28 protein-coding genes are annotated in these 24,185 nt (G+C 66.4%); 14 read left to right on the forward strand and 14 right to left on the reverse strand.

Going from position 1 to position 24,185, the window contains the following annotated elements; all coding sequences use genetic code 11:
* Window positions 1-61 precede the first annotated feature (61 nt).
* The 6 genes from GSQ95_RS17485 (at window position 62) to GSQ95_RS17510 (ending at window position 6,579) form a co-directional block, all read left to right on the forward strand.
* Window positions 62-976, forward strand: coding sequence for a branched-chain amino acid ABC transporter permease (locus GSQ95_RS17485; RefSeq protein ID WP_007162639.1), 915 nt, complete (start codon window positions 62-64; stop codon window positions 974-976).
* A 4-nt stretch (window positions 977-980) separates the two neighbouring features.
* Window positions 981-2,261: a high-affinity branched-chain amino acid ABC transporter permease LivM gene (gene livM / locus GSQ95_RS17490; protein ID WP_158893765.1), complete on the forward strand. Its 1,281-nt coding sequence runs from the start codon at window positions 981-983 to the stop codon at window positions 2,259-2,261.
* Window positions 2,258-3,133 (forward strand): ABC transporter ATP-binding protein, encoded by an 876-nt coding sequence (locus GSQ95_RS17495; RefSeq protein WP_158893763.1) that lies wholly within the window; start codon window positions 2,258-2,260, stop codon window positions 3,131-3,133. The genes livM and GSQ95_RS17495 overlap by 4 nt, the downstream gene beginning before the upstream one ends.
* Window positions 3,130-3,846, forward strand: a complete 717-nt coding sequence (locus GSQ95_RS17500; RefSeq protein WP_044342783.1) for an ABC transporter ATP-binding protein — start codon at window positions 3,130-3,132, stop codon at window positions 3,844-3,846. The genes GSQ95_RS17495 and GSQ95_RS17500 overlap by 4 nt, the downstream gene beginning before the upstream one ends.
* Window positions 3,847-3,848: 2 nt before the next feature.
* The gene (locus GSQ95_RS17505; RefSeq protein WP_158893761.1) at window positions 3,849-5,570 is read left to right on the forward strand and encodes an aconitase X; all 1,722 of its coding nucleotides are present in this window, start codon (window positions 3,849-3,851) and stop codon (window positions 5,568-5,570) included.
* A 250-nt stretch (window positions 5,571-5,820) separates the two neighbouring features.
* Window positions 5,821-6,579: an SDR family oxidoreductase gene (locus tag GSQ95_RS17510; protein WP_158893757.1), complete on the forward strand. Its 759-nt coding sequence runs from the start codon at window positions 5,821-5,823 to the stop codon at window positions 6,577-6,579.
* Between the two features lie 9 nt (window positions 6,580-6,588).
* On the opposite strand, the gene GSQ95_RS17515 is transcribed toward GSQ95_RS17510, so the two are convergent.
* The 3 genes from GSQ95_RS17515 to GSQ95_RS17525 all read right to left on the reverse strand — a co-directional run bounded on the left by GSQ95_RS17515 (window position 6,589) and on the right by GSQ95_RS17525 (window position 8,436).
* Window positions 6,589-7,299, reverse strand: a complete 711-nt coding sequence (locus GSQ95_RS17515) for an anti-sigma factor domain-containing protein (RefSeq protein ID WP_158893755.1) — start codon at window positions 7,297-7,299, stop codon at window positions 6,589-6,591.
* On the reverse strand, window positions 7,296-7,823 hold the full coding sequence (locus GSQ95_RS17520) for a sigma-70 family RNA polymerase sigma factor (protein ID WP_158893753.1): 528 nt from the start codon (window positions 7,821-7,823) through the stop codon (window positions 7,296-7,298). The genes GSQ95_RS17515 and GSQ95_RS17520 overlap by 4 nt, the downstream gene beginning before the upstream one ends.
* A gap of 85 nt (window positions 7,824-7,908) precedes the next feature.
* Window positions 7,909-8,436 carry a DUF3455 domain-containing protein gene (locus GSQ95_RS17525; protein ID WP_059313387.1) on the reverse strand — a complete coding sequence of 176 codons (528 nt, stop codon included), beginning with the start codon at window positions 8,434-8,436 and terminating at the stop codon, window positions 7,909-7,911.
* A 308-nt stretch (window positions 8,437-8,744) separates the two neighbouring features.
* On the opposite strand from GSQ95_RS17525, the gene GSQ95_RS17530 reads away from it, so the two are divergent.
* Together GSQ95_RS17530 and GSQ95_RS17535 are read left to right on the forward strand one after the other, a co-directional pair.
* Window positions 8,745-10,322 (forward strand): glycosyltransferase family 39 protein, encoded by a 1,578-nt coding sequence (locus GSQ95_RS17530; RefSeq protein WP_256664631.1) that lies wholly within the window; start codon window positions 8,745-8,747, stop codon window positions 10,320-10,322.
* 10 nt (window positions 10,323-10,332) lie between these two features.
* A complete protein-coding gene (locus GSQ95_RS17535) occupies window positions 10,333-11,589 on the forward strand; it encodes a metallophosphoesterase (RefSeq protein WP_158893751.1) in 1,257 nt (418 codons plus the stop codon).
* Window positions 11,590-11,593: 4 nt separating this feature from the next.
* On the opposite strand, the gene GSQ95_RS17540 is transcribed toward GSQ95_RS17535, so the two are convergent.
* The 5 genes from GSQ95_RS17540 to GSQ95_RS17560 form a co-directional block, all read right to left on the reverse strand.
* Window positions 11,594-12,166, reverse strand: a complete 573-nt coding sequence (locus tag GSQ95_RS17540) for a HupE/UreJ family protein (protein WP_158893749.1) — start codon at window positions 12,164-12,166, stop codon at window positions 11,594-11,596.
* 29 nt (window positions 12,167-12,195) lie between these two features.
* Complete coding sequence (gene ureG / locus GSQ95_RS17545; RefSeq protein WP_007162627.1) at window positions 12,196-12,810, reverse strand: urease accessory protein UreG; 615 nt, start codon at window positions 12,808-12,810, stop codon at window positions 12,196-12,198.
* Window positions 12,811-12,821: 11 nt separating this feature from the next.
* A complete protein-coding gene (locus GSQ95_RS17550; RefSeq protein ID WP_158893747.1) occupies window positions 12,822-13,493 on the reverse strand; it encodes an urease accessory protein UreF in 672 nt (223 codons plus the stop codon).
* Window positions 13,490-13,990, reverse strand: a complete 501-nt coding sequence (ureE, locus tag GSQ95_RS17555) for an urease accessory protein UreE (RefSeq protein WP_158893745.1) — start codon at window positions 13,988-13,990, stop codon at window positions 13,490-13,492. The genes GSQ95_RS17550 and ureE overlap by 4 nt, the downstream gene beginning before the upstream one ends.
* Window positions 13,991-14,138: 148 nt before the next feature.
* On the reverse strand, window positions 14,139-14,780 hold the full coding sequence (locus tag GSQ95_RS17560) for a TetR family transcriptional regulator (protein WP_158893743.1): 642 nt from the start codon (window positions 14,778-14,780) through the stop codon (window positions 14,139-14,141).
* A gap of 116 nt (window positions 14,781-14,896) precedes the next feature.
* On the opposite strand from GSQ95_RS17560, the gene pcaQ reads away from it, so the two are divergent.
* From pcaQ to pcaG, 3 genes are all read left to right on the forward strand, one after another.
* Window positions 14,897-15,820 (forward strand): pca operon transcription factor PcaQ, encoded by a 924-nt coding sequence (pcaQ, locus tag GSQ95_RS17565; protein WP_158893741.1) that lies wholly within the window; start codon window positions 14,897-14,899, stop codon window positions 15,818-15,820.
* 100 nt (window positions 15,821-15,920) lie between these two features.
* Window positions 15,921-16,646 (forward strand): protocatechuate 3,4-dioxygenase subunit beta, encoded by a 726-nt coding sequence (pcaH, locus tag GSQ95_RS17570; RefSeq protein WP_158893739.1) that lies wholly within the window; start codon window positions 15,921-15,923, stop codon window positions 16,644-16,646.
* A gap of 10 nt (window positions 16,647-16,656) precedes the next feature.
* Window positions 16,657-17,268, forward strand: a complete 612-nt coding sequence (pcaG, locus tag GSQ95_RS17575; RefSeq protein WP_158893737.1) for a protocatechuate 3,4-dioxygenase subunit alpha — start codon at window positions 16,657-16,659, stop codon at window positions 17,266-17,268.
* Window positions 17,269-17,328: 60 nt separating this feature from the next.
* Here the strand turns inward: pcaG and coq7 are convergent, their stop codons facing one another.
* The 4 genes from coq7 to hemJ form a co-directional block, all read right to left on the reverse strand.
* Window positions 17,329-17,976: a 2-polyprenyl-3-methyl-6-methoxy-1,4-benzoquinone monooxygenase gene (gene coq7, locus GSQ95_RS17580; protein WP_133863070.1), complete on the reverse strand. Its 648-nt coding sequence runs from the start codon at window positions 17,974-17,976 to the stop codon at window positions 17,329-17,331.
* A gap of 40 nt (window positions 17,977-18,016) precedes the next feature.
* Window positions 18,017-18,358 (reverse strand): histidine triad nucleotide-binding protein, encoded by a 342-nt coding sequence (locus tag GSQ95_RS17585; RefSeq protein ID WP_017642985.1) that lies wholly within the window; start codon window positions 18,356-18,358, stop codon window positions 18,017-18,019.
* An 81-nt stretch (window positions 18,359-18,439) separates the two neighbouring features.
* The gene (locus GSQ95_RS17590; protein ID WP_133863071.1) at window positions 18,440-19,228 is read right to left on the reverse strand and encodes an SDR family oxidoreductase; all 789 of its coding nucleotides are present in this window, start codon (window positions 19,226-19,228) and stop codon (window positions 18,440-18,442) included.
* A 29-nt stretch (window positions 19,229-19,257) separates the two neighbouring features.
* Window positions 19,258-19,683: a protoporphyrinogen oxidase HemJ gene (hemJ, locus tag GSQ95_RS17595; protein ID WP_058792657.1), complete on the reverse strand. Its 426-nt coding sequence runs from the start codon at window positions 19,681-19,683 to the stop codon at window positions 19,258-19,260.
* A gap of 174 nt (window positions 19,684-19,857) precedes the next feature.
* Here hemJ and erpA point away from each other — a divergent pair, with 174 nt between their 5' ends.
* On the forward strand, window positions 19,858-20,208 hold the full coding sequence (erpA, locus tag GSQ95_RS17600) for an iron-sulfur cluster insertion protein ErpA (RefSeq protein WP_007162616.1): 351 nt from the start codon (window positions 19,858-19,860) through the stop codon (window positions 20,206-20,208).
* A gap of 30 nt (window positions 20,209-20,238) precedes the next feature.
* On the opposite strand, the gene GSQ95_RS17605 is transcribed toward erpA, so the two are convergent.
* Entirely contained in the window at window positions 20,239-21,324 is a 1,086-nt protein-coding gene (locus tag GSQ95_RS17605; RefSeq protein WP_158893735.1) for an anhydro-N-acetylmuramic acid kinase, read from the reverse strand.
* Between the two features lies 1 nt (window position 21,325).
* Window positions 21,326-22,564: a peptidoglycan DD-metalloendopeptidase family protein gene (locus GSQ95_RS17610; RefSeq protein WP_256664632.1), complete on the reverse strand. Its 1,239-nt coding sequence runs from the start codon at window positions 22,562-22,564 to the stop codon at window positions 21,326-21,328.
* On the opposite strand from GSQ95_RS17610, the gene GSQ95_RS27240 reads away from it, so the two are divergent.
* Complete coding sequence (locus tag GSQ95_RS27240) at window positions 22,547-22,783, forward strand: hypothetical protein (protein WP_231500985.1); 237 nt, start codon at window positions 22,547-22,549, stop codon at window positions 22,781-22,783. The genes GSQ95_RS17610 and GSQ95_RS27240 overlap by 18 nt on opposite strands.
* A 146-nt stretch (window positions 22,784-22,929) precedes the next feature.
* Window positions 22,930-24,129 carry a tyrosine--tRNA ligase gene (gene tyrS, locus GSQ95_RS17615; protein ID WP_158893731.1) on the forward strand — a complete coding sequence of 400 codons (1,200 nt, stop codon included), beginning with the start codon at window positions 22,930-22,932 and terminating at the stop codon, window positions 24,127-24,129.
* Window positions 24,130-24,185: the final 56 nt, after the last annotated feature.

The raw sequence follows: 24,185 nt of genomic DNA on the forward strand, positions 1-24,185 counted from the left end.
CGCCCCAGGACGAGGCGGCGGCCGGCGGCCCTCGTCATCCATCCAGCGCGAGACTGCAAACGTGGACGGTATCTTCCTGCAACAACTGGTCAACGGCCTGACCCTGGGCTCGGTCTACGGACTCATCGCCATCGGCTACACCATGGTCTATGGCATCATCGGCATGATCAACTTCGCCCACGGCGACGTGTACATGGTGTCGGCCTATCTCGCCGCCATCGGCATCGCCCTGCTGAGCGTGTTCGGCCTGCATTCCTTCCCGGTGCTGATCCTCGGCACCCTGATCTTCACCGTGGTGGTCACCTCCGTGTACGGCTGGGCCATCGAGCGCATCGCCTACAAGCCGCTGCGCAACTCCACGCGCCTGGCCCCGCTTATCTCGGCCATCGGCATGTCGCTGATCCTGCAGAACTACGTACAGCTCGCCCAGGGCGCGCGCCAGCAGGGCGTACCGACGCTGCTCGATGGCGCCCTGCGGCTGCACATCGGCGAAGGCTTCGTGATCATCACCTACACCAAGATCTTCATCATCCTGGCCTCCATCATCGGCATGGGCCTGCTCACCTACGTGATCCAGAAGACCACCCTCGGTCGCATGTGCCGGGCCACCCAGCAGGATCGCAAGATGGCGCAGATCCTCGGCATCAACACCGACCGGGTGATCTCCTACGTCTTCATCATCGGCGCGGCCATGGCGGCGCTGGCCGGGGTGCTGATCACCCTCAACTACGGCACCTTCGACTTCTATGCCGGCTTCATCATCGGCATCAAGGCCTTTACCGCGGCGGTGCTCGGCGGTATCGGTTCGCTGCCCGGCGCCATGCTCGGCGGGATCATCCTCGGCATCTCCGAAGCCCAGTTCGCCAGCCTGGTGAACTCGGACTACAAGGACGTCTTCAGCTTTTCGCTGCTGGTGGCGATCCTGATCTTTAGGCCCCAGGGGCTGCTTGGCAAACCCCAGGTCACGAAGGTGTGAATCCATGAGTCAGACGTCTTCCTCCTTCGATCTCAAGGTCGTGCTGCGCGACACCTTCATGGTCGGCCTGGTCTCGCTGATCCTGTTCGGCCCCATCGTCGGCATCGTGCTCGACGGCTATGGCTACAACGTCCAGCCCGGCCGCGTCGGCATCATGGTCGCCGTGGTCATGGCCGGGCGCTTCCTGCTCAGCCTGTTCGGCCAGACCGCCAAGGGCCGCGACTGGATCGAGTCCTTCAAGCGCAACGACGGTGGCGTCCACGTGCTGCCGCCGGGACACAAGTCCAACCTCAGATTCATCCTGCCCATCATCATCCTGGTGGCCATCGCCTTTCCCTTCCTGGCCACCAAGTACTGGCTGACGGTGATCATCCTCTGCCTGATCTACGTGCTGCTGGGCCTGGGCCTGAACATCGTGGTGGGCCTGGCCGGTCTGCTCGACCTCGGCTACGTCGGCTTCTATGCCATCGGCGCCTACGGCCTGGCGCTGGGTTACCAGTACCTCGGCCTGGGCTTCTGGACCATGCTGCCGCTCGCCGCGGTGCTGGCCGCGGTAGCGGGGGCGATACTGGGCTTCCCGGTGTTGCGCATGCACGGGGACTACCTGGCCATCGTCACCCTCGGCTTCGGCGAGATCATCCGCCTGGTGCTCAACAACTGGCTGGAAGTGACCAAGGGCCCCAACGGCATCGCCGCGCCTTCGCCGACCTTCTTCGGCATCGAATTCGGCCGCCGGGCGAAGGAGGGCGGGGTGCCCATCCATGAGCTGCTGGGCATCAGCTACAACCCCAACGCGACGATGATCTTCATCTACACCGTGCTGTTCCTGGCGGTGCTGCTGGTGCTCTACATCAAGCACCGCCTGACCCGCATGCCGGTCGGTCGCGCCTGGGAAGCCTTGCGTGAAGACGAGATCGCCTGCCGCGCCATGGGCCTCAACCATGTGCTGGTCAAGCTCTCGGCCTTCATGATCGGTGCTTCCACCGCCGGCCTGGCCGGGGTGTTCTTCGCCACCTACCAGGGCTTCATCAACCCGGCCTCGTTCAACTTCTTCGAGTCGGTGCTAGTGCTGGCCATCGTGGTGCTGGGCGGCCTGGGCTCCACCGTCGGGGTGGTGGTCTCGGCCTTCGTCATGACCCTGCTGTTCGAACTGCTGCGTGAATTCGGCGACATCCGCATGCTGGTGTTCGGTGTGCTCATGGTGGTGATGATGATGTGGCGGCCGCGTGGCCTGATCCGTATCGCCCGCAGTGGCTTCGCGATTCGCAAGGGAGTGGCGCCGTGAGCGACAACATTCTGACCGTAAAGGGTCTGGGCATGAGATTCGGCGGCATCAAGGCCCTCTCGGACGTGAGCTTCGAGATCCAGCGCCAGTCCATCACCGCGCTGATCGGCCCCAACGGGGCCGGCAAGACCACGGTGTTCAACTGCCTGACCGGCTTCTACAAGGCCACCGATGGCGAGATCCGCCTGGACAGCGCCGACGGTCGCTCGACCCGCGTCGGCAAGATCATGGGCGAGCGCTTCCAGGCGGCCGACTTCGTCAATCCGGTGCAGTTCGGCAGTCGCCTCTGGTACAAGATGTTCGGTGGCACCCACCTGGTGAATCGCGCCGGTCTCGCCCGCACCTTCCAGAACATCCGCCTGTTCAAGGAGATGTCGGTGGTGGAGAACCTGCTGGTGGCGCAGCACATGCAGTGCAACCGCAACCTCATCACCGGCATCCTCAACACCCCCGGCTATCGCCGCGCCGAGGAAAAGGCGCTGGACACGGCCTTCTACTGGCTGGAGGTGGTGGACCTGGTGGATCACGCCAACCGCCTGGCCGGCGAACTCTCCTACGGCCAGCAGCGCCGTCTGGAAATCGCCCGCGCCATGTGCACCCGTCCGGAGATCGTCTGCCTGGACGAACCCGCCGCCGGCCTTAACCCGGCCGAGACCGAGGCCCTGGCCGGGATGATCCGCCTGTTGCGCGACCAGCACCGCATCACCGTGGTGCTGATCGAGCACGACATGGGCATGGTGATGAACATCTCCGACCACATCGTGGTGCTGGATCATGGCCAGGTCATCGCCCGTGGCCTGCCGGCCGACATCCGCAACGATCCCAAGGTCATCGCCGCCTACCTCGGCGCCGAAGAAGAGGAGGTGGCATGACCACGCCGATCCTGGAATTCCGCAACGTCGACGTCTTCTACGGGCCGATCCAGGCCCTGAAGAGCGTCTCCCTGTCCATCAACGAAGGCGAGACGGTGAGTCTGATCGGCTCCAATGGCGCCGGCAAGTCCACCCTGCTGATGTCCATCTTCAGCCAGCCCCAGGCACGCAACGGGCAGATCCTCTACCGGGGCGAGGACATCACCCGCAAGAACGCCCACTACGTGGCCTCCAACGGCATCGCCCAGTCGCCGGAGGGACGCCATGTGTTCCCCGACATGACGGTCGAGGAGAATCTGCTGATGGGGACCATCCCCATCGGCACCCGCTGGGTGGACGAGGACATGCAGCGCATGTTCGAGCTCTTCCCGCGCCTCAAGGAGCGTCGCAACCAGCGCGCCATGACCATGTCCGGCGGCGAGCAGCAGATGCTGGCCATCGCCCGGGCGCTGATGGCGCGACCCAAGCTACTGCTGCTCGACGAACCCAGCCTGGGCCTGGCGCCCATCGTGGTGAAGCAGATCTTCCAGATCCTGCGCGAGCTGGCGCAGAGCGGCATGACCATCTTCCTGGTGGAGCAGAACGCCAACCATGCCCTGCGCCTGTCCGACCGTGCCTATGTGATGGTCACCGGCGAGATCCGCATGACCGGGAGCGGTCAGGAGTTGCTGGCCAATCCCCAGGTGCGCGAAGCCTACCTGGGTGGCCACTAGCGGTGGCGGCGGTCCGCGGTCGCTGTCTGGTCGCGGGCCAGGCCCGGGGACGCCTGGCCTGGGCGCCCCTGGGCCTGAGTTTCTGGGGTGGCGTCGATCCGGCCAGCGGCCGGGTGATCGATCGCCATCATCCCCTGCACGGCCTGGAACTGGCCGGACGCATCCTGGCCATTCCCAGTGGCCGCGGCTCCTGCACCGGCAGCGCCGTGCTCTTGGAGCTGTTGCTGGCGGGCCGCGGACCGGCGGCGCTGGTGCTGGCCGAGCCGGACGAGATCCTCAGCCTGGGCGCCATCGTCGCGGAAGAACTCTTCGGTCGCTCCCTGCCGGTCGTCAGCCTGGGCGCCGAGGCCTTCGCGGTCCTCGCCGGGCTGGAGGAGATCGCGGTAAACGATGGCTGGGTCGGCGTGCCCGGAGACCTCTTCCCCGGCACCGCTACCGAGGCACCTGCCGCTTTGCAGCTCAGCGCGACCGACCGGGCCAAGCTGGCGGGCGCCGAGGGCCAGGCCGTCCAGGCGGCGATGAAGATCCTGGTGCGCATGGCGCATCTGCAGGGCGCGCGCGAATTGCTCGACATCACCCAGGCCCATATCGACGGCTGCATCTACACCGGCCCGGCCAGCCTGGCCTTCGCCCAGCGCCTGGTGGAGTGGGGCGGTCGGGTGCGGATGCCCACCAGCCTCAATGCGGTGTCGGTGGATCAGCGCCGCTGGCGCGCGCAGGGCATCGATCCGGCGTTGGGCGAACCGGCCAGCGCCCTGGCCGAGGCCTATGTGGCCCTGGGCTGCCGTCCCACCTTCACCTGCGCGCCCTATCTGCTGGACAGCGCCCCGACCCTGGGCGAGCAGGTGGTCTGGGCCGAATCCAATGCCGTGGTCTTCGCCAACAGCGTGCTGGGGGCGCGCACCCAGAAGTACGCCGACTTCCTCGACATCTGCACGGCCCTGACCGGTCGGGCGCCCCTGGCCGGCTGCCATCTGGACAGCGGTCGCCGCGCGGCCAAGGTCTTCCGGGTCAGCTTACCCGATGGGCATGACGACGCCTTCTATCCGCTGCTCGGCTACTGGATCGGCCTGCGTTCGCCCACCCGGATCCCCGCGGTGCTGGGGCTGGCACAGGCCCAGCCCAGCCGCGACGATCTCAAGGCCTTTGGCGCCGCCTTCGCCACCACCTCGGCGGCGCCGCTGTTCCATCTGGTCGGGGTAACGCCCGAGGCGCCGATCCTGGCTGCGGTCGCGGCGCCCGAACTGGAGGTCGAAGACATAGATCTGGCGGACCTGCGCCAGGCCTGGGCCGAACTGGACAGCGCCGCTGCGCGCGAGGTGCAGCTGGTGGCCCTGGGCAATCCGCATTTTTCCGCCGAGGAATGCCAGCGCCTGGCCAAGCTCTGTCGCGGCCGGCAGCGGCATCCCGCGGTGGCCCTGGTGATCACCCTCGGGCGAGACGTGCGCGCGGCGGCCGAACGGTCTGGCAGCCTGGCCGAGCTGGAAGCCTTCGGTGCCCAACTGGTCGGGGACACCTGCTGGTGCATGCTCGGCGAGCCCCTGGTGCCGCCCGCGGCCCGTACCCTGCTGACCAATTCCGGCAAGTTCGCCCATTACGGCCCGGGCCTTACCGGTCGCGAGCTGCGCTTCGCCGGCCTCGCGGCCTGTGTCGAGGCGGCCTGCACCGGACTAGCGCCGGCCGAACCGCCCGCCTGGCTCGCCCGGGCGGACTTATCCAGCTGAAGCCGGGTCCGAGTTCTGTACAGGAACTCCGTGGATCGTCCTGTGGATAAGCTTGGCATAGCCGGGTGTGAGGCCCAGCGCGCCTGGCCTGGCGGGAACTGTTCAAAAATTCGCCAGCGCGCGGAAAACCGTGCAATTCCAAGGCGTTATAACTGATCCGCTGGATTCCCGGCGATCTGAGTATTCGCCTGACCACTGGCCCTGAGCTATCGTGGGCCTCGGCCAAACTCCCTCGCAGAAGGAATCTTTCATGTCTTCGATCTTCATCACCGGCGCCACCTCCGGTTTCGGCGCCGCCACCGCTCGCCGCTTCGCCAAGGACGGCTGGTCGATCGTCATCACCGGCCGCCGCGAGGATCGCCTGCACGCCCTGGCCGAGGAATTGTCCGGGCAGGCCAAGGTGCTGCCGCTGGTACTGGACGTCCAGGATCGCGCGGCCGTGGAAGCCGCGGTCGCCGGTCTGCCGGAGGAATTCAACCAGTTGCGCGCCCTGGTCAACAATGCCGGTCTGGCGCTGGGCAACACGCCGGCGCAGAGCTGCGACCTGGACGACTGGGACACCATGGTCGATACCAACATCAAGGGCATGCTCTATTGCACCCGTCTGCTGTTGCCGCGACTGATCGCCCATGGCGCCGGCGCCGGCATCGTCAACCTGGGCTCGGTCGCGGGCGACTATCCCTATCCGGGCAGCCACGTCTATGGCGCCACCAAGGCCTTCCTCAAGCAGTTCAGCCTGAGCCTGAGATCCGACCTGCTGGGCACCGGGGTGCGGGTGACCAACATCGAGCCCGGGCTGTCGGAAAGCGAATTCTCGGTGGTCCGCTTCGGCGGCGACAAGGCCAAGGCCGATGCCGTCTATGCCGGCACCGAGCCCCTGACCCCGGACGACATCGCCGAATCCATCCACTGGACGCTGAACCAGCCCAGGCACGTCAACATCAACCGCATCCAGCTGATGGCGACCTGCCAGGCGTTCAACAACTTCAATATCCATCGCCAGAGTTAAGGGCGCTCGCTAGAGCACCTTTACCGCCCGACCGATGAACTGGATCGGCCCGGTGGGTCGGCCGGTGGGCGAGCCGCCCTGGTCTTCCAGGGTGAGTTCGAACAGCTGGTTGGCTTCCAGCGGCGGAAGCCGGTCCAGCGGTACCTGCAGGGTGCGCCCAGGCTGGACCAGACCCAGGGATACCGGACCCTGCCAGGCATCGGCCTTGGTCCAGAATTGCAGCGTCTTGCCGCTCGGCACGGCGTCGCGCCCCAGGGGAATCAGCTGCAGGTCATGGGCGCTGGCGGTCTGGATCACCCAGCCGGGCGTGCGATCGCTGGGCGCCGCCAGCACCACCAGGTAGCTTGGCGTGGGTACCGGGCGCAGCAGTAGCAGCGCCGCGAGCACCAGGCTGGCGGCCAGCCCCGCCGCACTCAGGCCCTGCCAGAGCGCCAGCCGTTGCCACAGCGACTCGCGCCGGATGATGACCCGGGTGTCGGCCTCACCCAGGCTGCGCTCGATGCGCGGCCACAGATTCGCGCCGGGCTCGACGGGTGGCACCCGTTCGGCCAGCGGCTGCAGGCGCGCCTCCCAGCGCGCCACGGCGGCGGCCAGCAGGGTGTCCGTCGCCAGTGCAAGCTCCACGCGACGACGCTCTTCGGCATCCAGGGTACCGAGCACGTATTCGCCGGCCAGGCGTTCGCGTTCTTCGTCCGGGGGCAGGGTGGTATCGCTGTTCATGTCATGCACTCCCTGAGCGCCTTGAGGCCCCGCGTGATCCAGCTCTTCACCGTGCCCAGCGGCGCCTGCAGGCGCTGGGCGATCTCGCCATGGGAGCAGCCGTCCAGGTAGGCGGCCAGGATGGCCTCCCGCCGCGGCGCTTCCAGGTTCTGCAGGCAGCCCTCCAGGCGGCGGCCGTTGGCCTCTCGCGCCGGATCGGCAGACTCGGCCAGGGGTTCCCAGCCGTCCGCCAGGGGCACCAGGCGCTGGCGATCGCGCAAGGCGTTGAGCGCCAGGTTGCGGGCCACGCTGCACATCCAGCCACGCGCCGAGCCGCGCTCCGGGGCGAAACCGGCGGCGCCGCGCCAGATGCGCAGAAAGGCATCGTGGAGGATGTCCTCGGCCAGCCCGCGATCGCGCACCAGGCGCAGGACGATACCCAGCAACAGCGGCGCCTCGTTCTGGTAGAGGCGCTGCAGGGCGGCGCGCTCGCCCCGGGCACAGGCGGCGAGCAGGGCGGCTGGATCAGGGGAACGTTCGGTCACGAGGGCGTGCGCCAGGCTGGGGACGCCAGGGTGGCGACCGGATCAGCCGAGCCTAGCCGATCCGCTCCTGGCTGTCCCCCGGAGCTCAGCCCTTCTTCCAGAACAGATAGTCCGCCTGGTAGTTCACGGTCTGCTGTTCGCCCTTGTTGGCCGAGGTGCAGGCCTTGGCCGGCGCGACGCCACCCTTGAGCGCGGTGCGCTGGATGTAGGTGGTGCCTTGGAAGGCGCCCTTGCCCTCGGCGGGCGCGGCCTCCACCAGCTGATAGGGCAGGTTGCCGGCGCCGGCGGGAGCGATGGCCAGTTGCTTGCCGACCACCTTGGAGCCGTCGGCGGCTTCCCAGGTGGCCGGCGGACCGTAGTAGCGCCCCACCTGCTTGCCCTGGCGATCATGCAGGTCGGCCTTGGGACCGACAAAGAACCACTCGGTCTGGCCGGGCATGTCCTTCTTGTCGCGGCATTCGTAGACGATGGTGCCCTTGCCCACGGTTTCCAGCATCAGGCTGTTGCCGGCGGGCACGCGGACGGCCTCGGGTAACTCGCCCTGGGCCAGCAGCGGGGTGCTCAGCAGGGCGGTCAGGACCAGGATGCTGCAACGGCTAGAGGTGTTGTTCATGCGCTTGCTCCGGATTGAGAGGGGGCACAGTCGGCTGGACTGTAGGGGCTATACCCGGCAGCCGGCGCTTTGGATGCAGCTGTCATGAAAAATCTTCAATTCGGCGGCATAGTCGCGACCGCCTCCCAGCCGAACCGCTCTGTCCTGGGGTTCCTGTCAGCCTGCCGTCAGCCTGGTTTCAGCGATCCCTAAGGTTGTTCGGCGATAGTGGCGCCGGGTCGCGAGCCCGTCCTTCCCAGCCTGCCGGAGTCCTGCCGCGTGTCGTCCATCCCGAGTCTGGCGCGCCTGCGCCTGGAAAGCCTGGCGCTGTGTCTGCTGGCGGTGCCCCTGTTCACCCTGGGCTGTGGGAGCAGCCCTTCATCGGCTTCGACGGCCGCTTCGCGCTGTTCGCCCAGGAGATGTTTCGCCACGGGGCCAGTGCCTTCCCGACCAGCTACGGACAGCCCTATCCGGACTATCCCGCCACCTCGACGCTGCTGATAGACGTCTTCGCCCAACTGTTCGGCGAGGTCAATCGCCTGGCCACGGTGATTCCCACCGCGCTGGCCTCCGCGGCCATCGTCGGGCTGCTCTATCGCCTGCTGGCCGAGCGGTCCCGCGCCTGGGGCCTGCTGGCGGTACTGGTGCTGCTGCTCACCAATGGTTTCCTCGCCAAGGCCCGCTCCATCTGCCTCGATCAGTTCGTCACCCTGGCGGCGCTGGGCTGCTTCTATCTGCTGTGGAGCGCCGACCAGCGTGGCCTGTCGCGGCGGCGCGCCCTAGTGTTCCTGTGCCTGGCCGCCGGCTTCGCCGTGCGCGGACCGCTGGGGTTGATCGAGCCCTGTGGCGTGGTCTGCGTCTACTGGCTGCTGCAAGGCGACTGGCGGCGCAGCTTCGGCTACGGCCTGGCGGGCGCCCTGGTGCTGGCGCTGTGCTGCGCCCTGCTGTTCGGCCTGGCCTGGCGGACCGGCGGCCCGGCCTTTGTCGAAGACGTGCTGCGCATGCAGGTCTCCGGGCGGCTGGACGACACCGACGGTGCCGGCTATCCCTGGTGGTACTTCCTGCAGCTGGGGCTTTATCGCTATGCGCCGGCCTTTCCCCTGGCACTGCTGGCCTTGCCGACGCTGAGGCACCACTGGCGGTTGCGCCACGAACAGGCGGACAGCCGCCTGCTGCTCCAACTGGCCGGCTTCGCCACGCTGATCCTGGTGGCCCTTTCGATACCCACCTTCAAGAAGCCCTATTACATCCTGCCGGCCATCCCGGCCTGCGCCGCCCTCGGCGCCTGGGTGCTGCTGCAGGGGCAGGGTGCCCTGGCCTGGGTACGGCGGCTGTTCCTGCCGCTGCTGGTGATCTTTCCGCTGGTGCTCGGGGTGCTGGTCAAGCTGCAGCAGCCCAAGCTGCAGGCCGCGGGCTGGTGGCCTGAACTGGATCTGCGCTTCCTGCTGGGCGCCTTCGCCATCCTCACGCTGTTCGCCCTGGTGGCCGCCTGGCGCGAGCGCGGCGCCTTCCGCCTGGGCATGCCCCTGGCCGCGGCAGCCCTGGCGCAATGGCTGCTGGTGGTGCTGGCGCTGGACCCGATGCAGGCGCTGCGCTACGACACCCGCGCCTTCGTCACCCGCCTGGAAAGCCTGCGCCAGGGGGAGCCCGGGCAACTGGTGTTCCTTGGCCTGGGCCAGGACACCAAGGCCTTTCGCTACCTGATGAATCTCGACTACGACGTGCCCCTGCCGACCTTTCTCGATATCGGCCAGGCGGCGCAGCTCGCCCAGGTCGCCCGACCCGCCTATGTGCTGCTCGACGCCGACAGCCAGGCGGCCCTGGCCGGCACTCCGCTGGCCAGCCGCCGACCGGTATTGGAAGGCCGCTTCAACGACAATCGCTGGCAGGCCTACTACCTGCCCTGAGGCCGCTGTGATGACCGATTTGCCCGATTTCAAACGTCGCCGGTTGTGCCTGGCGCTGGCCGGTCTGCCGCTGCTGGCCGCCTGCAAGCCGACCCAGCGCTACGGCCTGCCGGAGCACCGCGCCCTCTGGTTCGAACGGCATGCCTTCGCGCCGCTGGCGCCGCTGCCGTCGCGCAGCAGCTTCCTGCTCGGTGTCCTGCCGGATACCCAGTACTACAGCGAGAACAACCACGAGATGCTGCCCAACGGCCGGCGGGTGGAGCGCTATGGTCACCTGGGCTATTCGCCGGCACTGGCCTTTCATGCCCAGACCCATTGGCTGGCGCACAACGCCGCGGCGCTGAACCTGCCGTTCGTGGTGCACCTGGGCGATCTGGTGGAAAACGCCGAACAGCATGGCGAATGGGCCCTGGCCAGTCACGCCATGGCACGGCTGGAGCAGGCCGGGGTGCCCTACAGCGTCATGACCGGCGACCACGATGTCGTCGAGCTCTACACCGAGGACCGTCTGCGTGACGGTCGCGAACTCTTCACCCAGTATTTCGGCCGCGAGCGGGCGGCGCGCCAGGCCACCTTCATCGAACGCGACGTCACCGGTCTCAACGAGGCCCATCGTTTCTCGGCGTTGGGGCAGGGTTTCCTGCTGCTGACCCTGGACTGGTGCCCCTCGGACCAGAGTCTGGACTGGGCCCAGGGGATGCTGGATCGCTATCCGCACCTGCCGACCATCCTCGCCTCGCACAACATCGTCGACCTGGTGAACGGCCAGGCCGTGCTCTCCACCCGGCGCAACGACACCGGGGTGCGGCTATGGAATCGGCTGATCCGCCGCAACGACCAGATCTTCCTGACCCTCAACGGCCACAACCACGGCAGCGGTCATCTGCGGCTGACCAATGACCTGGGCCATCCGGTGGATCTGCTGCTGATCAACTACCAGACCGAATACGCTGGCGGCAACGGTCTGCTGCGCCTGCTGGAACTGGACCTGGCGCGGGGCCGGCTGGAGGCCTTCACCTATTCGCCCTGGGTCGCCTATCGCCAGCAGAGTGGCGACCTGCCGGTGCGGCTGGGCAGCGATCCGCGCGACACCTATTCAGCCGAGGTGCTGGCACCCCTGGCCTCGCCGCAGTTCGACAACAGATTCGTGCTCGAGGTGGATTTCGCCACACGCTTCGCCGGCTTTGGCGGCTATACCGCGCAGTTGCCGGCGATGGCGGAAGAGGGCGTGCTGGCGCGACTGCGCCAGCAGCTGGGGATCACCTGATGGATCAGGCGGCGAGCAGCCATCCACCAGCAATGGCAGTGGCGATGCCGGCCAGACGTACCAGCGGCGTGGCCGCCTGGGGCAGGTAGCGCACCACGGCATAGCCCAGGCCATGCAGGGTGGCGGTGGCGGCGACGAAGCCCAGGGCATAGGCCCAGGGATTGCCCATCTCCGGCAATTCCAGGCCATGGGCCACGCCATGGAACAGCGCGAAGGCGGCGGTCAGAGCGACGGCGGCGGCCACCGGCGGGCGGGCGGCCAGGGCCACCAGCAGGCCCAGCGCCAGCACCGAGGCGGCGATGCCGGTCTCCAGCAAGGGCAGCTCCAGCCCGGCGAAGCCCAGCAGGCCGCCGATCAGCATGGTGCCGACAAAGGTGCAGGGCAGCGCCAGGCGCGCCTTGCCCTGCTGCTGGGCGGCCCAGAGGCCCACGGCGAGCATGGCCAGCAAATGGTCGAGACCGGTCAGGGGGTGCAGCACCCCGGCGGCCAGGCCATTCTCGGCATGACCCGGATGGGCAAAGGCCAGGGCCGGGGCGAGCAGCAGGGCGGCGGTGGCGAGGATCTTGACGTGTTTCATGGGGGCTCCTTGGAGATGGTTTCTTGGACTCAGGCGGCGGTCAGCAGACCCTGCTTCTCGATGAAGGCGATGATCTCTTCCAGGCCCAGACCGGTCTTCTGGTTGCTGAAGACGAAGGGCTTGTCGCCGCGCATCTTGCGGGTGTCGCGATCCATCACCTCCAGGGAGGCACCGACCTGCTCCGCCAGGTCGATCTTGTTGATCACCAGCAGATCCGACTTGCAGATGCCGGGGCCGCCCTTGCGTGGCAGCTTGTCGCCGGCCGAGACGTCGATGACGTAGAGGGTCAGGTCGGACAGCTCCGGGCTGAAGGTGGCGGACAGGTTGTCGCCGCCGGATTCCACCAGGATCAGGTCCAGGCCGGGAAAGCGGCGATTGAGCTGGTCCACCGCTTCCAGGTTGATGGAGGCGTCTTCGCGGATGGCGGTGTGCGGACAGCCGCCGGTCTCCACGCCCAGGATGCGCTCGGGCGCCAGGGCTTCGTTGCGCACCAGGAAATCGGCGTCCTCGCGGGTGTAGATGTCGTTGGTCACCACCGCCAGGTTGTAGCGCTCGCGCAGGGCGCGGCAGAGGGCCAGGGTGAGGGCGGTCTTGCCGGAGCCGACCGGTCCGCCGATACCGACGCGCAGGGGTTGGGTAGTCATGAGGATATCTCCTAGGAACGGAACAGGCGGCTGTACTGCCGCTCGTGGGCCATGCTGCTGAGGGCCAGGCCGAAGGGGGCGCCGCCCCAGGTCGCTTCGGGCAGGGCCGCGGCCTGCTCGGCCACGGCGGTCAGGGTCGGCAGCAGAAGGGAGGTGAGGCGCTGGGCGGCTTGCTGGCCCAGCGGCAGGGTTTTCATCAGTACCGCCAGCTGATTTTCCAGCCAGGTCCACAGCCAGGCGTCCAGGGCGGCCCGGGGGGCGATGGCCCAGGCCCGGGCGGCCAGCGCCCAGCCGAGGGCGAAGGTCGGGGCCAGCTCGCCGAGCAGGCGGCGACTGGCGTCATCCAGCTCCGGCAGTCCGAGCAGCAGTTGCGCCAGGGAATAACCGGTCTGGCGACTTTCCAGCTGGAACTCCGCGGTCTCGCGACTGGCACGGTGACGCTCGGCCAGTGCGCCCAGGCGCGTCCAGTCGCCGGCTGCGGCGGCTTCGCAATGGGCCAGCAGCAGCGGTGCTTCGAAGCGTGCGAGATTGAGTTCGAGATTGTCACGCAGCCAGGTCTCGGCCTCCGCCGCGCTGCGGATCAGGCCGCTGTCGATGGCCAGTTCCAGTCCCTGGGAATAGCTGTAGCCGCCAATCGGCAGCTGGGGACTGGCCAGGCGCAGCAGCGCGAAGGGCGAATTCACGTGCGCACGCCGAAGTGGTGCAGCTTGGGCGCGTAGTTGAAGCCTTCCTCACCATGGCGCGAGTGATGGTGACCGCCGCCGTAGGCGCCGTGCTCGGCCTGGAAGCCGGCCTCGATCTCGCTGACCCGGGCGCCGAGCTGCTCCAGCATGGCCTTGAGCACATAGTCGTCCAGCAGCCGCAGCCAGCCGTCGCCGATCTGCAGGGCGACGTGGCGATTGCCCAGGTGGTAGGCGGCGCGGGTCAGTTCGAAGGCGCTGGCGCAGGTCACATGCAGCAGTTTTTCCGGCCGGGCGACGATGCGCACGATGCGGCCATCGCGGGCTTCCAGACAGTCGCCATCGGCCAGTGGCGGTTGTCCGCGTTCGAGGAACAGGCCGACGTCCTCGCCAGCGCTGGTGGTGGCTCTCAGGCGACTCTTGCTACGGGCGTCGTAGGTGAGGTGGAGTTCGGCATCCCAGGTATCCCGGGGCGCGCAGCGGCTTTGGACGACCAGCATGGCAGGACTCTTGGCAGTTTTGCCCAGCTCTACAGCAAGGGGCCTGCCAAGGCGCGCAAGTCGCCTGGTTCTGGGGCGCTGAAAGTTGACCTGGCGTTCAGGTTGCTCTTATTTGGTGCGCCATTGCATCGGCTAGCAGGGCAACGCCCTACTTTGGGGCATTGGTGCGCTCGCCGCGCCGCCAGTGCTTGCTACCGATCAGGATCAGCTTGAGTTGCTGCACCATCTTCGCCGCCGGCCACAGCGGTGGCGGTGTGGTCAGCGGCGGCGGATCGATCAGCTCCGGCAGGGTGGCGAACACCGTCTTCACCACCAGGTCGGCTAGGACATCGATCTGCGACGGACTCAGATGGGGCAGCCGACCCAGGGCGAGCAGGTCGCGGGCCAGGTCCTGGGTGATGCGCTGACGCAACTCCGCGATGGCCTGGCGCACGGCCTGGGAGCCGCCGTATTGCTCACGGGCGAGAAAGAGGAACTGATCGCGGTTGTCGCTCACGGCGCCGAGAAAGATCCCCACCGAGGCCTCGATCATGCCGCGCTGCTGCAATTCGTGATGACGCACCTGGCGCAGGGCGTCGCGAAAGGTATCGCCCACCTCGGCCACCAGGGCCAGGCCGAAGGTTTCCATGTCGCTGAAGTGGCGATAGAAGCCCGCCGGGACTATGCCGGCCTGGCGACTCACCTCGCGCAGGCTGAGACTGCCGAAGCCGCGGCCGCTGTTCATCAGCAGGCGCGCCGATTCCAGCAGCGCCTGGCGCGTTTGCAGCTTCTGCTGGGCACGGATCGACATGGAGAGATTCCGAGAGAGAAGGCGGCACTGTAGCAAAGGATGCCCCTGCTGACTCCAAGGGTTTTCCGTGAGCGCCGGGTGGTAGTCTCTGGCCCGAGCCTTGCCTTGAGAGCGTCATGAATCTCGACAACCGCATCAAATTCCGGCATCTGCTGTGTTTCCTGGAGATCGCCCAGCAGCGCAGCTTCGCCAAGGCGGCCGATGCCATCGCGGTATCCCAGCCGGCCATTTCCAAGACCATTCGCGAACTCGAGGAGATTCTCGAGGTGCGCCTGTTCGAGCGTGGCAAGGGCGAGGTGACCCTCACCGAAGCCGGCCTGCTGTTCCTGCGCCATGCCGGTCCCTGCGTCCAGGCGCTGCGTGAGGGAATGGAACTGGTGCGCGGCGGCGAGGCCGGTGGCCTGGTACGGGTCGGGGTCCTGTCGACGGTGGAAAGCCAGGTGCTGCCCGAGGTCCTGGCGCGGCTGCACGAGCGGCATCGGCAATTGATCGTCAACGTCGCCACCGGACCCAGCGCCTACCTGCTGGGGCAGTTGCGTGTCGGCGATCTGGATCTGGTGGTCGGTCGCATGACCGACAGCCCCGACATCCACGGCCTCGACTTCGAGCACCTCTATACCGAGGCCCTGACCCTGGTGGTCCGTCCGGGGCATCCGCTGAGCCAGGCGCTGCCGGCGGACCTGGCGACCCTGGCGCGCTATCCCCTGGTGCTGCCGTTGCCCGGTACCACCATCCGCCGCCACGCCGAGAGTCTCTTCGTGCAATGCGGCATTCCGCTCAGTCCGCAGCGGCTGGAAACCCTGTCGCCGACCCTCAGCCGCCAGTATGTCCGCCAGAGCGAGGCGCTGTGGATCGCCCCGCGGGATGCGGTGCGTCGCGACCTGGCCAGCGGCGAGCTGATCGAGGTGGAGCTTGGCGTCTGCGAAGCCGGCGGCTCGGTCGGCATCTGCCGCAATGGCAGCGTGTCCCTGTCGCTGGCCACCCAGAGATTCTGCGATGTCCTGCGCGAGGTAGCCGGGGAGCTGACACTTAACCATTAGGTTATGGGTCAAAGCGCAGCTTTCAATTCAGCCAGGCGCCGCCCTGGGCCACACTGGGATCGGCCAAGCCTTGGCCCCGATCCTTCCGTGGAGCATTCCAATGCATAACAAGCCCCACGACGTTCGCTACGTCGCCCGTGATCGCACCTGGCATCCCCAGGCCTATACACCCGCCTACAAATCCTCGATTCCCCGCTCACCGCGCCAGGCGCTGGTCAGTCTGCAGCACCAGACCGCGTCCGAGCGCAGCGGCCCGGACTTCTCGCAGCTGCCGCTCGGGCCGCACGACAACGATCTGCTGCTCAACTTCGGCACCGGTCAGTTGCCCCAGGGCGAGCGCATCATCCTGTTCGGCACCCTGCGTGACCAGTTCGGCAAGCCGGTGCCCAATTCCCTGGTGGAGATCTGGCAGGCCAATGCCGGAGGGCGCTACCGGCACAAGAACGACGTCTACCTGGCGCCCCTGGATCCCAACTTCGGTGGCGTCGGCCGCACCCGTACCGACAGCCAGGGCAACTATGTCTTTCGCACCGTCCGCCCGGGTCCCTATCCCTGGCGCAACGGCAGCAACGACTGGCGTCCGGCGCACATCCATGTCTCGGTCATGGGTCCGGCCATCGCCACCCGGCTGATCACCCAGCTCTATTTCGAAGGCGATCCGCTGATCCCGCTGTGCCCCATCGTCAAGTCCATTGCCGATCCCGCCGCGGTGCAGACCCTCATCGCCCGCCTGGACATGAGCATGGCCAATCCCATGGACTGCCTGGCCTATCGCTTCGACATCGTCACCCGCGGCGCGCGGCAGACGTTCTTCGAACATCACTGAGGACGCCGACATGATCCCCAACCGCCACGACCTGCTACCGGAAACCCCCTCCCAGACCGCCGGCCCCTATGTGCATATCGGCCTGGCCCTGGCCGCCGCCGGCAACCCCACCCGCGCGGTCGAGATCTGGAACGAGCTGGCCAGGCCCGATGCCCCCGGCGAGCACATCCTGCTCACCGGCCAGGTGTTCGACGGCAACGGCAACCTGGTGCGCGATTCCTTCCTGGAGTTCTGGCAGGCCGACCATGAGGGTCAGTACGACCCGGTCTACGACGTGGAAAAGGCCTTCAACGGCTTCGGTCGCACCGCCACCACCTTCGACGCCGGTGACTGGACGCTGCACACCATCAAGCCCGGCCAGGTCGCCGACCAGCGCGGCCAGCCCATGGCGCCGCACATCAACGTCACCCTGTTCGCCCGCGGCATCAACATCCACCTGCAGACCCGCCTCTACTTCGACGATGAAGCCGAGGCCAACGCCCGCTGTCCGGTCTACAACCTGCCGGAGCCGGAGCGCCGCCCCACCCTACTGGCGCGCCGTTGCGAGATCGATGGCCGCCTGGCCTATCGCTTCGACATCCATCTGCAGGGGCCGCAGGAAACCGTCTTCTTCGATATCTAGCGTTGCAGACAGCAAAAAGCCCTGCCGAGGCAGGGCTTTTTCATGGGCGCCAACCGCGGGTCAGATGCGGTAGGTGGTCTTGGTCATCACCTTGGACACCAGGCTCATGCCGTATTTGACCGGCGTGGGAAAGCGCCAGCCACCGGCCGCCAGGGCGTGCTCGGCGTGTTGCTCCTCGTCGATACGCATCTGTTCCAGCACCGCACGGGACTTGGCGTCGGCTGCTGGCAGCTTGTCCAGGTGCTCGTCCAGATGGCGGCAGACCTGATCCTCGGTGGCGGCGACGAAGCCCAGACTCAGGCGATCGCTGATCAGCCCGGCACCGGCGCCGATGCCGAAGGACAGGCCATAGAACAGCGGATTGAGCAGGCTGGGACGCTCACCCAGGGCGCGGATGCGCTGCTCGCACCAGGCTAGGTGATCGATCTCCTCGTCCGCCGAACGCTCCATTTCCTCCCGGACTTCCGGCAACTTGGCAGTCAGCGCCTGGCCCTGGTACAGCGCCTGGGCGCAGACCTCGCCGGTGTGGTTGATGCGCATGAGGCCGGCCGCGTGACGGCGTTCCTCGTCGCTCAGCTCGGCATCCTTGAGTGGAATGGCCGGCGAGCTGCGCGTCGGAGCGCCACTGAAGGGCGTCAGGGTACGCAGGGCGGTATCGGCCTGGATCAGCAGTCGATCGAGGGGGGAGTAGAGGCGCTTGGATCTCAAGGTGATCTCCTTGGCGGGCGAAGGGAGGAGAGGGCGTGGCTCAGCCCGGAGGCCAGGTCATCTGCCGCTTGCCCAGCACATGCATATGGATGTGATAGACCGTCTGGCCCCCCAGGGCGTTGCAATTCATCGCGACGCGGAAGCCTTCCTCGCAGCCCTGTTCCTGCGCCAGGCGCTGGGCGGTGAAGAGGATATGGCCGGCGAGCTGCTTGTCATCGGCCTCGCTGAGGTCGTGCAGGGTCGCGATGTGCTTCTTGGGGATGACCAGAAAGTGCACGGGCGCCTGCGGGGCGATGTCATGGAAGGCCATGACCTGATCATCCTCGTAGAGCACCTTGGCCGGAATGTCCCCGGCGACGATCTTGCAGAACAGACAATCCACGTCGATCTCCTGCTGGCTGGATAGACCCCGAGTGTACCAGCGGCTACCGCCCACCGGCAGGTTCGACTGGCGGGATCACCCTTACGCGGGTTGAAAGAGTTTGCCGACCCGCACCGCGGCCGAACGCACCAGGGCGCGGGGGAAGAAGCGCGGCAACAGGCTGCCCAGGCGATTGCGCCAGCCCGGGACGATCACCGCTTGGCGCCTTTCCAGCCCGCGCACCGCGGCCAGGGCCACCTCCTCGGCGGACATCAGCAGCTTGCCTTGCTCCATGCGCCCGGTGTGCAGCCCGGCATTCTTGAAGAAGGCGGTACGGGTCGGCCCGGGGCAGAGCACCGACACCGACACGCCTCGCTTCTTGAGCTCCTCGCGCAGGCCCTCGGAGAAGTGCAGTACATAGGCCTTGGTCGCGGCATAGCTGCTCATGTAGGGAATGGGCTGGAAGGCCGCGGTCGAGGCGACGTTGAGAATCTGGCCGCCACCCTGGATCGCCATGTGCTGGCCCAGGGCATGGCACAGGCGGGTGAGCGCCAGGATGTTCAGCTCCAGCTGCTCCTGCACCCGCGGCCAGTCCGCGGCGAGAAAATCCCCGCCGCTGCCGATCCCGGCGCAATTGACCAGCAGGCCGATGGCTCTCTCGCTCTGCTCCAGCTCGTGCAGCAGGCCGGTCAGGTGCAACGGCTCCGCCAGGTCGCAGACCCGGTACAGCACCTCCACGTCGAAGCGCTGGGCCAGTTCGGCGGCGATGCTCTCCAGCTTGTCCTTGCGCCGCGCCAGCAGGATCAGCGGCTGACCCCGCCGCGCCAGGGCCTCGGCCAGGGCCAGACCGATCCCGCACGAGGCACCGGTTACCAGGGCATAACGCTGCATACTGCTTTCTCCAGGAAAACGCCGGGCACCTAGTAGGGTTTGACCACCACCAGGATGACGATGGCGATGAGCACCAGTACCGGCACCTCGTTGAACCAGCGGTAGAACACATGACTGCGCTTGTTTTCGCCGCGCTCGAATCTCTTGCGCATGGCGCCGCAGACATGGTGATAGCCGATCAGCACCACCACCAGCGCCAGCTTGGTGTGCATCCAGCCCTGGGTCAGCCAGCTCGGATTGATCACCAGCAGGCCGATGCCGAACAGCAGAGTGAGGATCATCGCCGGCAGCATGATGCCGCGATACAGCTTGCGCTCCATCAGGCAGAAGCGCTCGTGGCTCACGGCGTCGCTGCTCTGGGCGTGATAGACGAACAGGCGCGGCAGATAGAACAGACCGGCGAACCAGCAGACCAGGGCAATCAGGTGGAAGGCTTTCAACCAAAGATAGAGCATCGGGGCGTTCTCCTTATCGGGCGGCGCGATATTAGAGTGGCGCTGCCGGCAAGTCATTCACTCCGGTCGTCTCGGCTGGCAGCCCATGGTCGCGCAATAGTTGACCGTTTTGCTCGGGCAAGCGGATAATTTCCTGACTGAATTGTGTTCGGCGCAAGCCGGGAGACTACGGCAATGACCATTGAAACCTTCACCCCGACCCCCCTGCAGTTCACCCTGGGCGCGGCCAGCAAGGTGAAGAACCTGATCGAGGAAGAGGGCAATCCCCGCCTGAAGCTGCGCGTCTTCGTCACGGGTGGCGGCTGCTCGGGCTTCCAGTACGGCTTCACCTTCGACGAAGATTCCGCCGACGACGACACCGTCATCGAGCGCGATGGTGTGCACCTGGTGGTGGATCCCATGAGCTTCCAGTACCTGGCCGGCGCCGAGGTGGACTACCAGGAAGGCCTGGAAGGCTCGCGTTTCGTCATCAAGAATCCCAACGCCGCCACCACCTGTGGCTGTGGTCAGTCCTTCTCCATCTGACCCGGCAACCCCCTCGGCCCAGCGCGCTGGCTAGTGCGGGTAGAGCGCACCCAGCACGCGAAGGCCGTGGGCGCCGGTGACTTCCGGGCAGTTGCCGGGCAGGCGCTCGCAGAAGCGCTGGGCCAGCCAGGCAAAGGCCATGGCTTCCAGCCAGTCCGGCGAGACGTCATAGGCCGCGGTGCTCTGCACCACGGCTGGCGCCAGCTGCCTGGCCAGACGCGCCATCAAATCCCGGTTGTGCGCCCCGCCGCCACAGACCAGCACCTCGTCCACCGCCTGGGCGGCCAGGATGCTCTCGGCGATGCTGCGAGCGCTCAGCTCGGCCAGGGTGGCCTGGACATCCGCCGGATCCAGCGCCTCCTGCTGGGCGAGCTGTCCCTGTAGCCAGGGCAGATTGAAGTGCTCGCGCCCGGTGCTCTTCGGTCCGCTCTTCATGAAGAAGGGATCGCTCAGCAGCCGTTGCAGCAGCGCCGGCACGACCTGTCCCTGCGCCGCCCAGGCGCCATCGGCATCGAAGAATCGCCCCTGACTGTGGTGGATCCAGGCATCCAGCAGCACATTGCCCGGTCCGCAATCGAAGCCCCGTACCGGTAGACCCGGAGCCAGCAGGGTCACGTTGCTGAAGCCACCGATATTGAGTACCGCACGCGGGTGATCCAGGCCGAAGAGATCGGCATGGAAGGCCGGGACCAGGGGTGCCCCCTGACCCCCGGCGGCCAGGTCGCGACGGCGGAAGTCGGCGACCACGTCGATACCGCTCAACTCGGCCAGCAGGGCGGCATCGCCGATCTGCAGGGTGTAGCCCTGTGCCGGCAGATGGCGGATGGTCTGGCCGTGGCTACCCACGGCGCGAATATCCGCGGGGGTCAGACCCTGCTGCGCCAGCAACTCGGCGATACCCTGGGCGGCCAGCCTGACCCAGGCCTGTTCGGCCCGGGCGATGCGCTCGATCTCGTTGTCACCGGGCGCACACAGCGCCAGCAGCTCGCGGCGTAGCGCGTCCGGCATGGGCACGCCCAGGGCGGAGACGAAACGGGTCCGCTCGTCCTGTTCGATCAGGGCAATATCCAGTCCATCCAGACTGGTGCCGGACATTACCCCCAGGTAGCGCTCCATCTCAGCGCTTGTTCATCGCGAGCAGAGAGGCACGTTCCTGGTCCATGCGGGCCATGAGCGGCTGGCTCTGCGCCAGGAAACGCGAGATCTCGTTCTTGGCGATGGGATCGGCCATGGGCAGCTTCACCCCGAGCGGATCGACGTGGTTGCCATTGATGCGGAACTCATAGTGCAGGTGCGGACCAGTCGCCAGGCCCGTCATGCCCACGTAGCCGATCACCTGGCCCTGCTTCACCGAGGCACCGGCCTGCATGCCCTTGGCGATCCGGCTCATGTGGCCATAGACGGTGGTGTAGGTCTTGCCGTGCTGGATCATCACCACGTTGCCGTAGCCATTCTCGCGACCCGCCTTGGCGATCTTGCCGTCGCCGGTGGCATGGATCGGCGTACCGGTGGGCGCGGCATAGTCGACGCCCTTGTGTGCGCGCATCTTGTTCAGCACCGGGTGGAAGCGGCCCATGGTGAAGCGCGAGCTGATCCGCGAGAACTCCACCGGGGTACGGATGAAGGCCTTGCGCATGCTGCCGCCTTCCGCCGTGTAGTAGTTGGTGGTGCCGTTCTTGGCGGTGTAGCGCACGGCCGTGTAGGCCTTGCCCTTGTTGACGAAGCGAGCGGCCAGGATGTTGCCGTAGCCGACGTGCTTGCCGTTGACCACCTTGTCCTCGTAGACCACCTCGAATTCGTCGCCTTCCTGGATGTCCAGCGCGAAGTCGATGTCGTAGCCGAAGATGGTGGCCAGCGCCATGGTCATGTCATGGGACAGCCCGGCCTTTTGCGCCGAGGCGAACAGCGAACTGCTGATCCGCCCCTGGGCATAGGCCTTGCGGATGTCCGGGGTGACGGTCTTGTGCTCGACCTCGTAGCCCTGGTCGGACTTGACCAGCGACAGGGTCTGCAACGCGGTGAGCTTGGTGCGCACCGCCAGCAGGTCACCCGAAGTATCACGCTGGAATTCGATCTTCTGGCCCACCCGCAGGCGAGTCAGCTTCTTGGCTTCCTTGCTGCTGGCCAGCACCTCGTGCACCACGGCAGCGGCAAGGCCGGCCCGCTCGAACAGCGTCGAGAGGGTGTCGCCCTTGCGCACGGTTTCGGTCTTCCACTGCGGCTCGACGCGTTCCGTGGCGGCAACTTCCTCTTCGGCAGGCGCTTCCTCGGCGGTCTGGGCTTCTGTCTGCTCCGGGGCTACCTGGGCAAAGGGGGAGGGGGACTGGGTGTCCGCGGCTTGAGTATCTGCGAGCACTTGCTCCTTCAGGTCATCCTGACCCTGCACGACGCGCCGGGCGTCCTGTTCAACATCCAGATTGATGGAAGTGCGTTTCGCCTCGACCTGCTGAGAGGGAAACACGAGCAAGGCCAGACTCAAGAGTGCGGCCACCCCGCTGGCGGCCACGAGGTGGCTTTTGGGGTAGAACGGACTTTTGGGGATTGGCTTCGTCATTTAGCTAAAGTGATGATCTGACGTTAAAATAAGTGAATAACTGCCTAAAATATAATCAAAATCTGGCTGTCACAACCCTTTGGGGTGGTGATCCGACGTGCCGGCTGGCGGCTACTAGGGGCATCTTGATAAGGTTCACGCTTTCGAAATTCAGAGGCGAAGCCCCCATGAAAACGGTCCAGGAGCAGCTGGCGGTCATCAAGCGTGGAGCAGATGAGCTGCTCGTCGAGTCAGAGCTTGTAACAAAACTGGAGCGCGGCACCCCGCTGCGCATCAAGGCAGGCTTCGATCCGACCGCTCCGGATCTGCACCTTGGCCACACCGTGCTGATCAACAAGCTGCGCCAGTTCCAGGAGCTGGGCCATCAGGTCATCTTCCTGATCGGCGATTTCACCGGCATGATCGGCGACCCCAGTGGCAAGAGCGCCACCCGCCCGCCGCTGACCCGCGAGCAGGTGCTGGAGAATGCCGAGACCTACAAGGCCCAGGTGTTCAAGATCCTTGATCCGGCCCGTACCGAAGTGGCCTTCAATGCCACCTGGATGGATCAGCTGTCGCCGGCCGACTTCATTCGTCTGTCTTCCCAGTACACCGTGGCGCGTATGCTCGAGCGCGACGACTTCAGCAAGCGTTACGCGGGCAACCAGCCCATCGCCATTCACGAATTCCTCTATCCCCTGGTTCAGGGCTATGACTCCGTTGCCCTGCGCGCCGATGTCGAGCTGGGTGGTACCGACCAGAAATTCAACCTGCTCATGGGTCGCGAACTGCAGCGCGCCTACGGCCAGGAAGCCCAGTGCATCCTTACCATGCCGCTGCTCGAAGGTCTGGATGGCGTGAAGAAGATGTCCAAGTCCCTCGGCAACTACGTCGGTATCCAGGAAGCGCCGGGGGTCATGTACAACAAGCTGGTGTCCATTCCCGATACCCTCATGTGGCGCTACTTCGAACTGCTCAGCTTCCGCAGCCTGGAGGAGATCGCCCAGTTCCGTAGCGATGTGGAGCGGGGCGCCAATCCCCGCGACATCAAGATCAAGCTGGCCGAAGAGATCGTCGCCCGCTTCCATGGGGAAGAAGCCGCCCAGACCGCCCACCGCTCCGCGGGTAACCGCATGAAGGATGGCGAGCTGCCGGAAGACCTGCCGGAAGTCGAGCTGGAAACCGATGCGGCGCTGCCGGTCGCTGCCGTCCTCAACAAGGCCGGGCTGGTGAAGAACGCTGCGGCAGCTCGCGATCTGCTTGCGGCAGGGAGCGTCAAGGTGGATGGCGAGGTGGTCGATCGGGGCTTCCTGTTCGAGATCGGCCGTACCTATATATGTCAGGCCGGCAAGAAGGCCTTTGCCCGCATCAGCGTCCGTCAGCAATAAATTTGAAATAACCTGTTGACCTGTCCTGAAACTCCCCTATAATGCGCCCCACTTCC

Source organism: Pseudomonas sp. BAV 4579, assembly GCF_009765395.1.
Lineage (GTDB): Bacteria > Pseudomonadota > Gammaproteobacteria > Pseudomonadales > Pseudomonadaceae > Chryseomonas > Chryseomonas aestiva.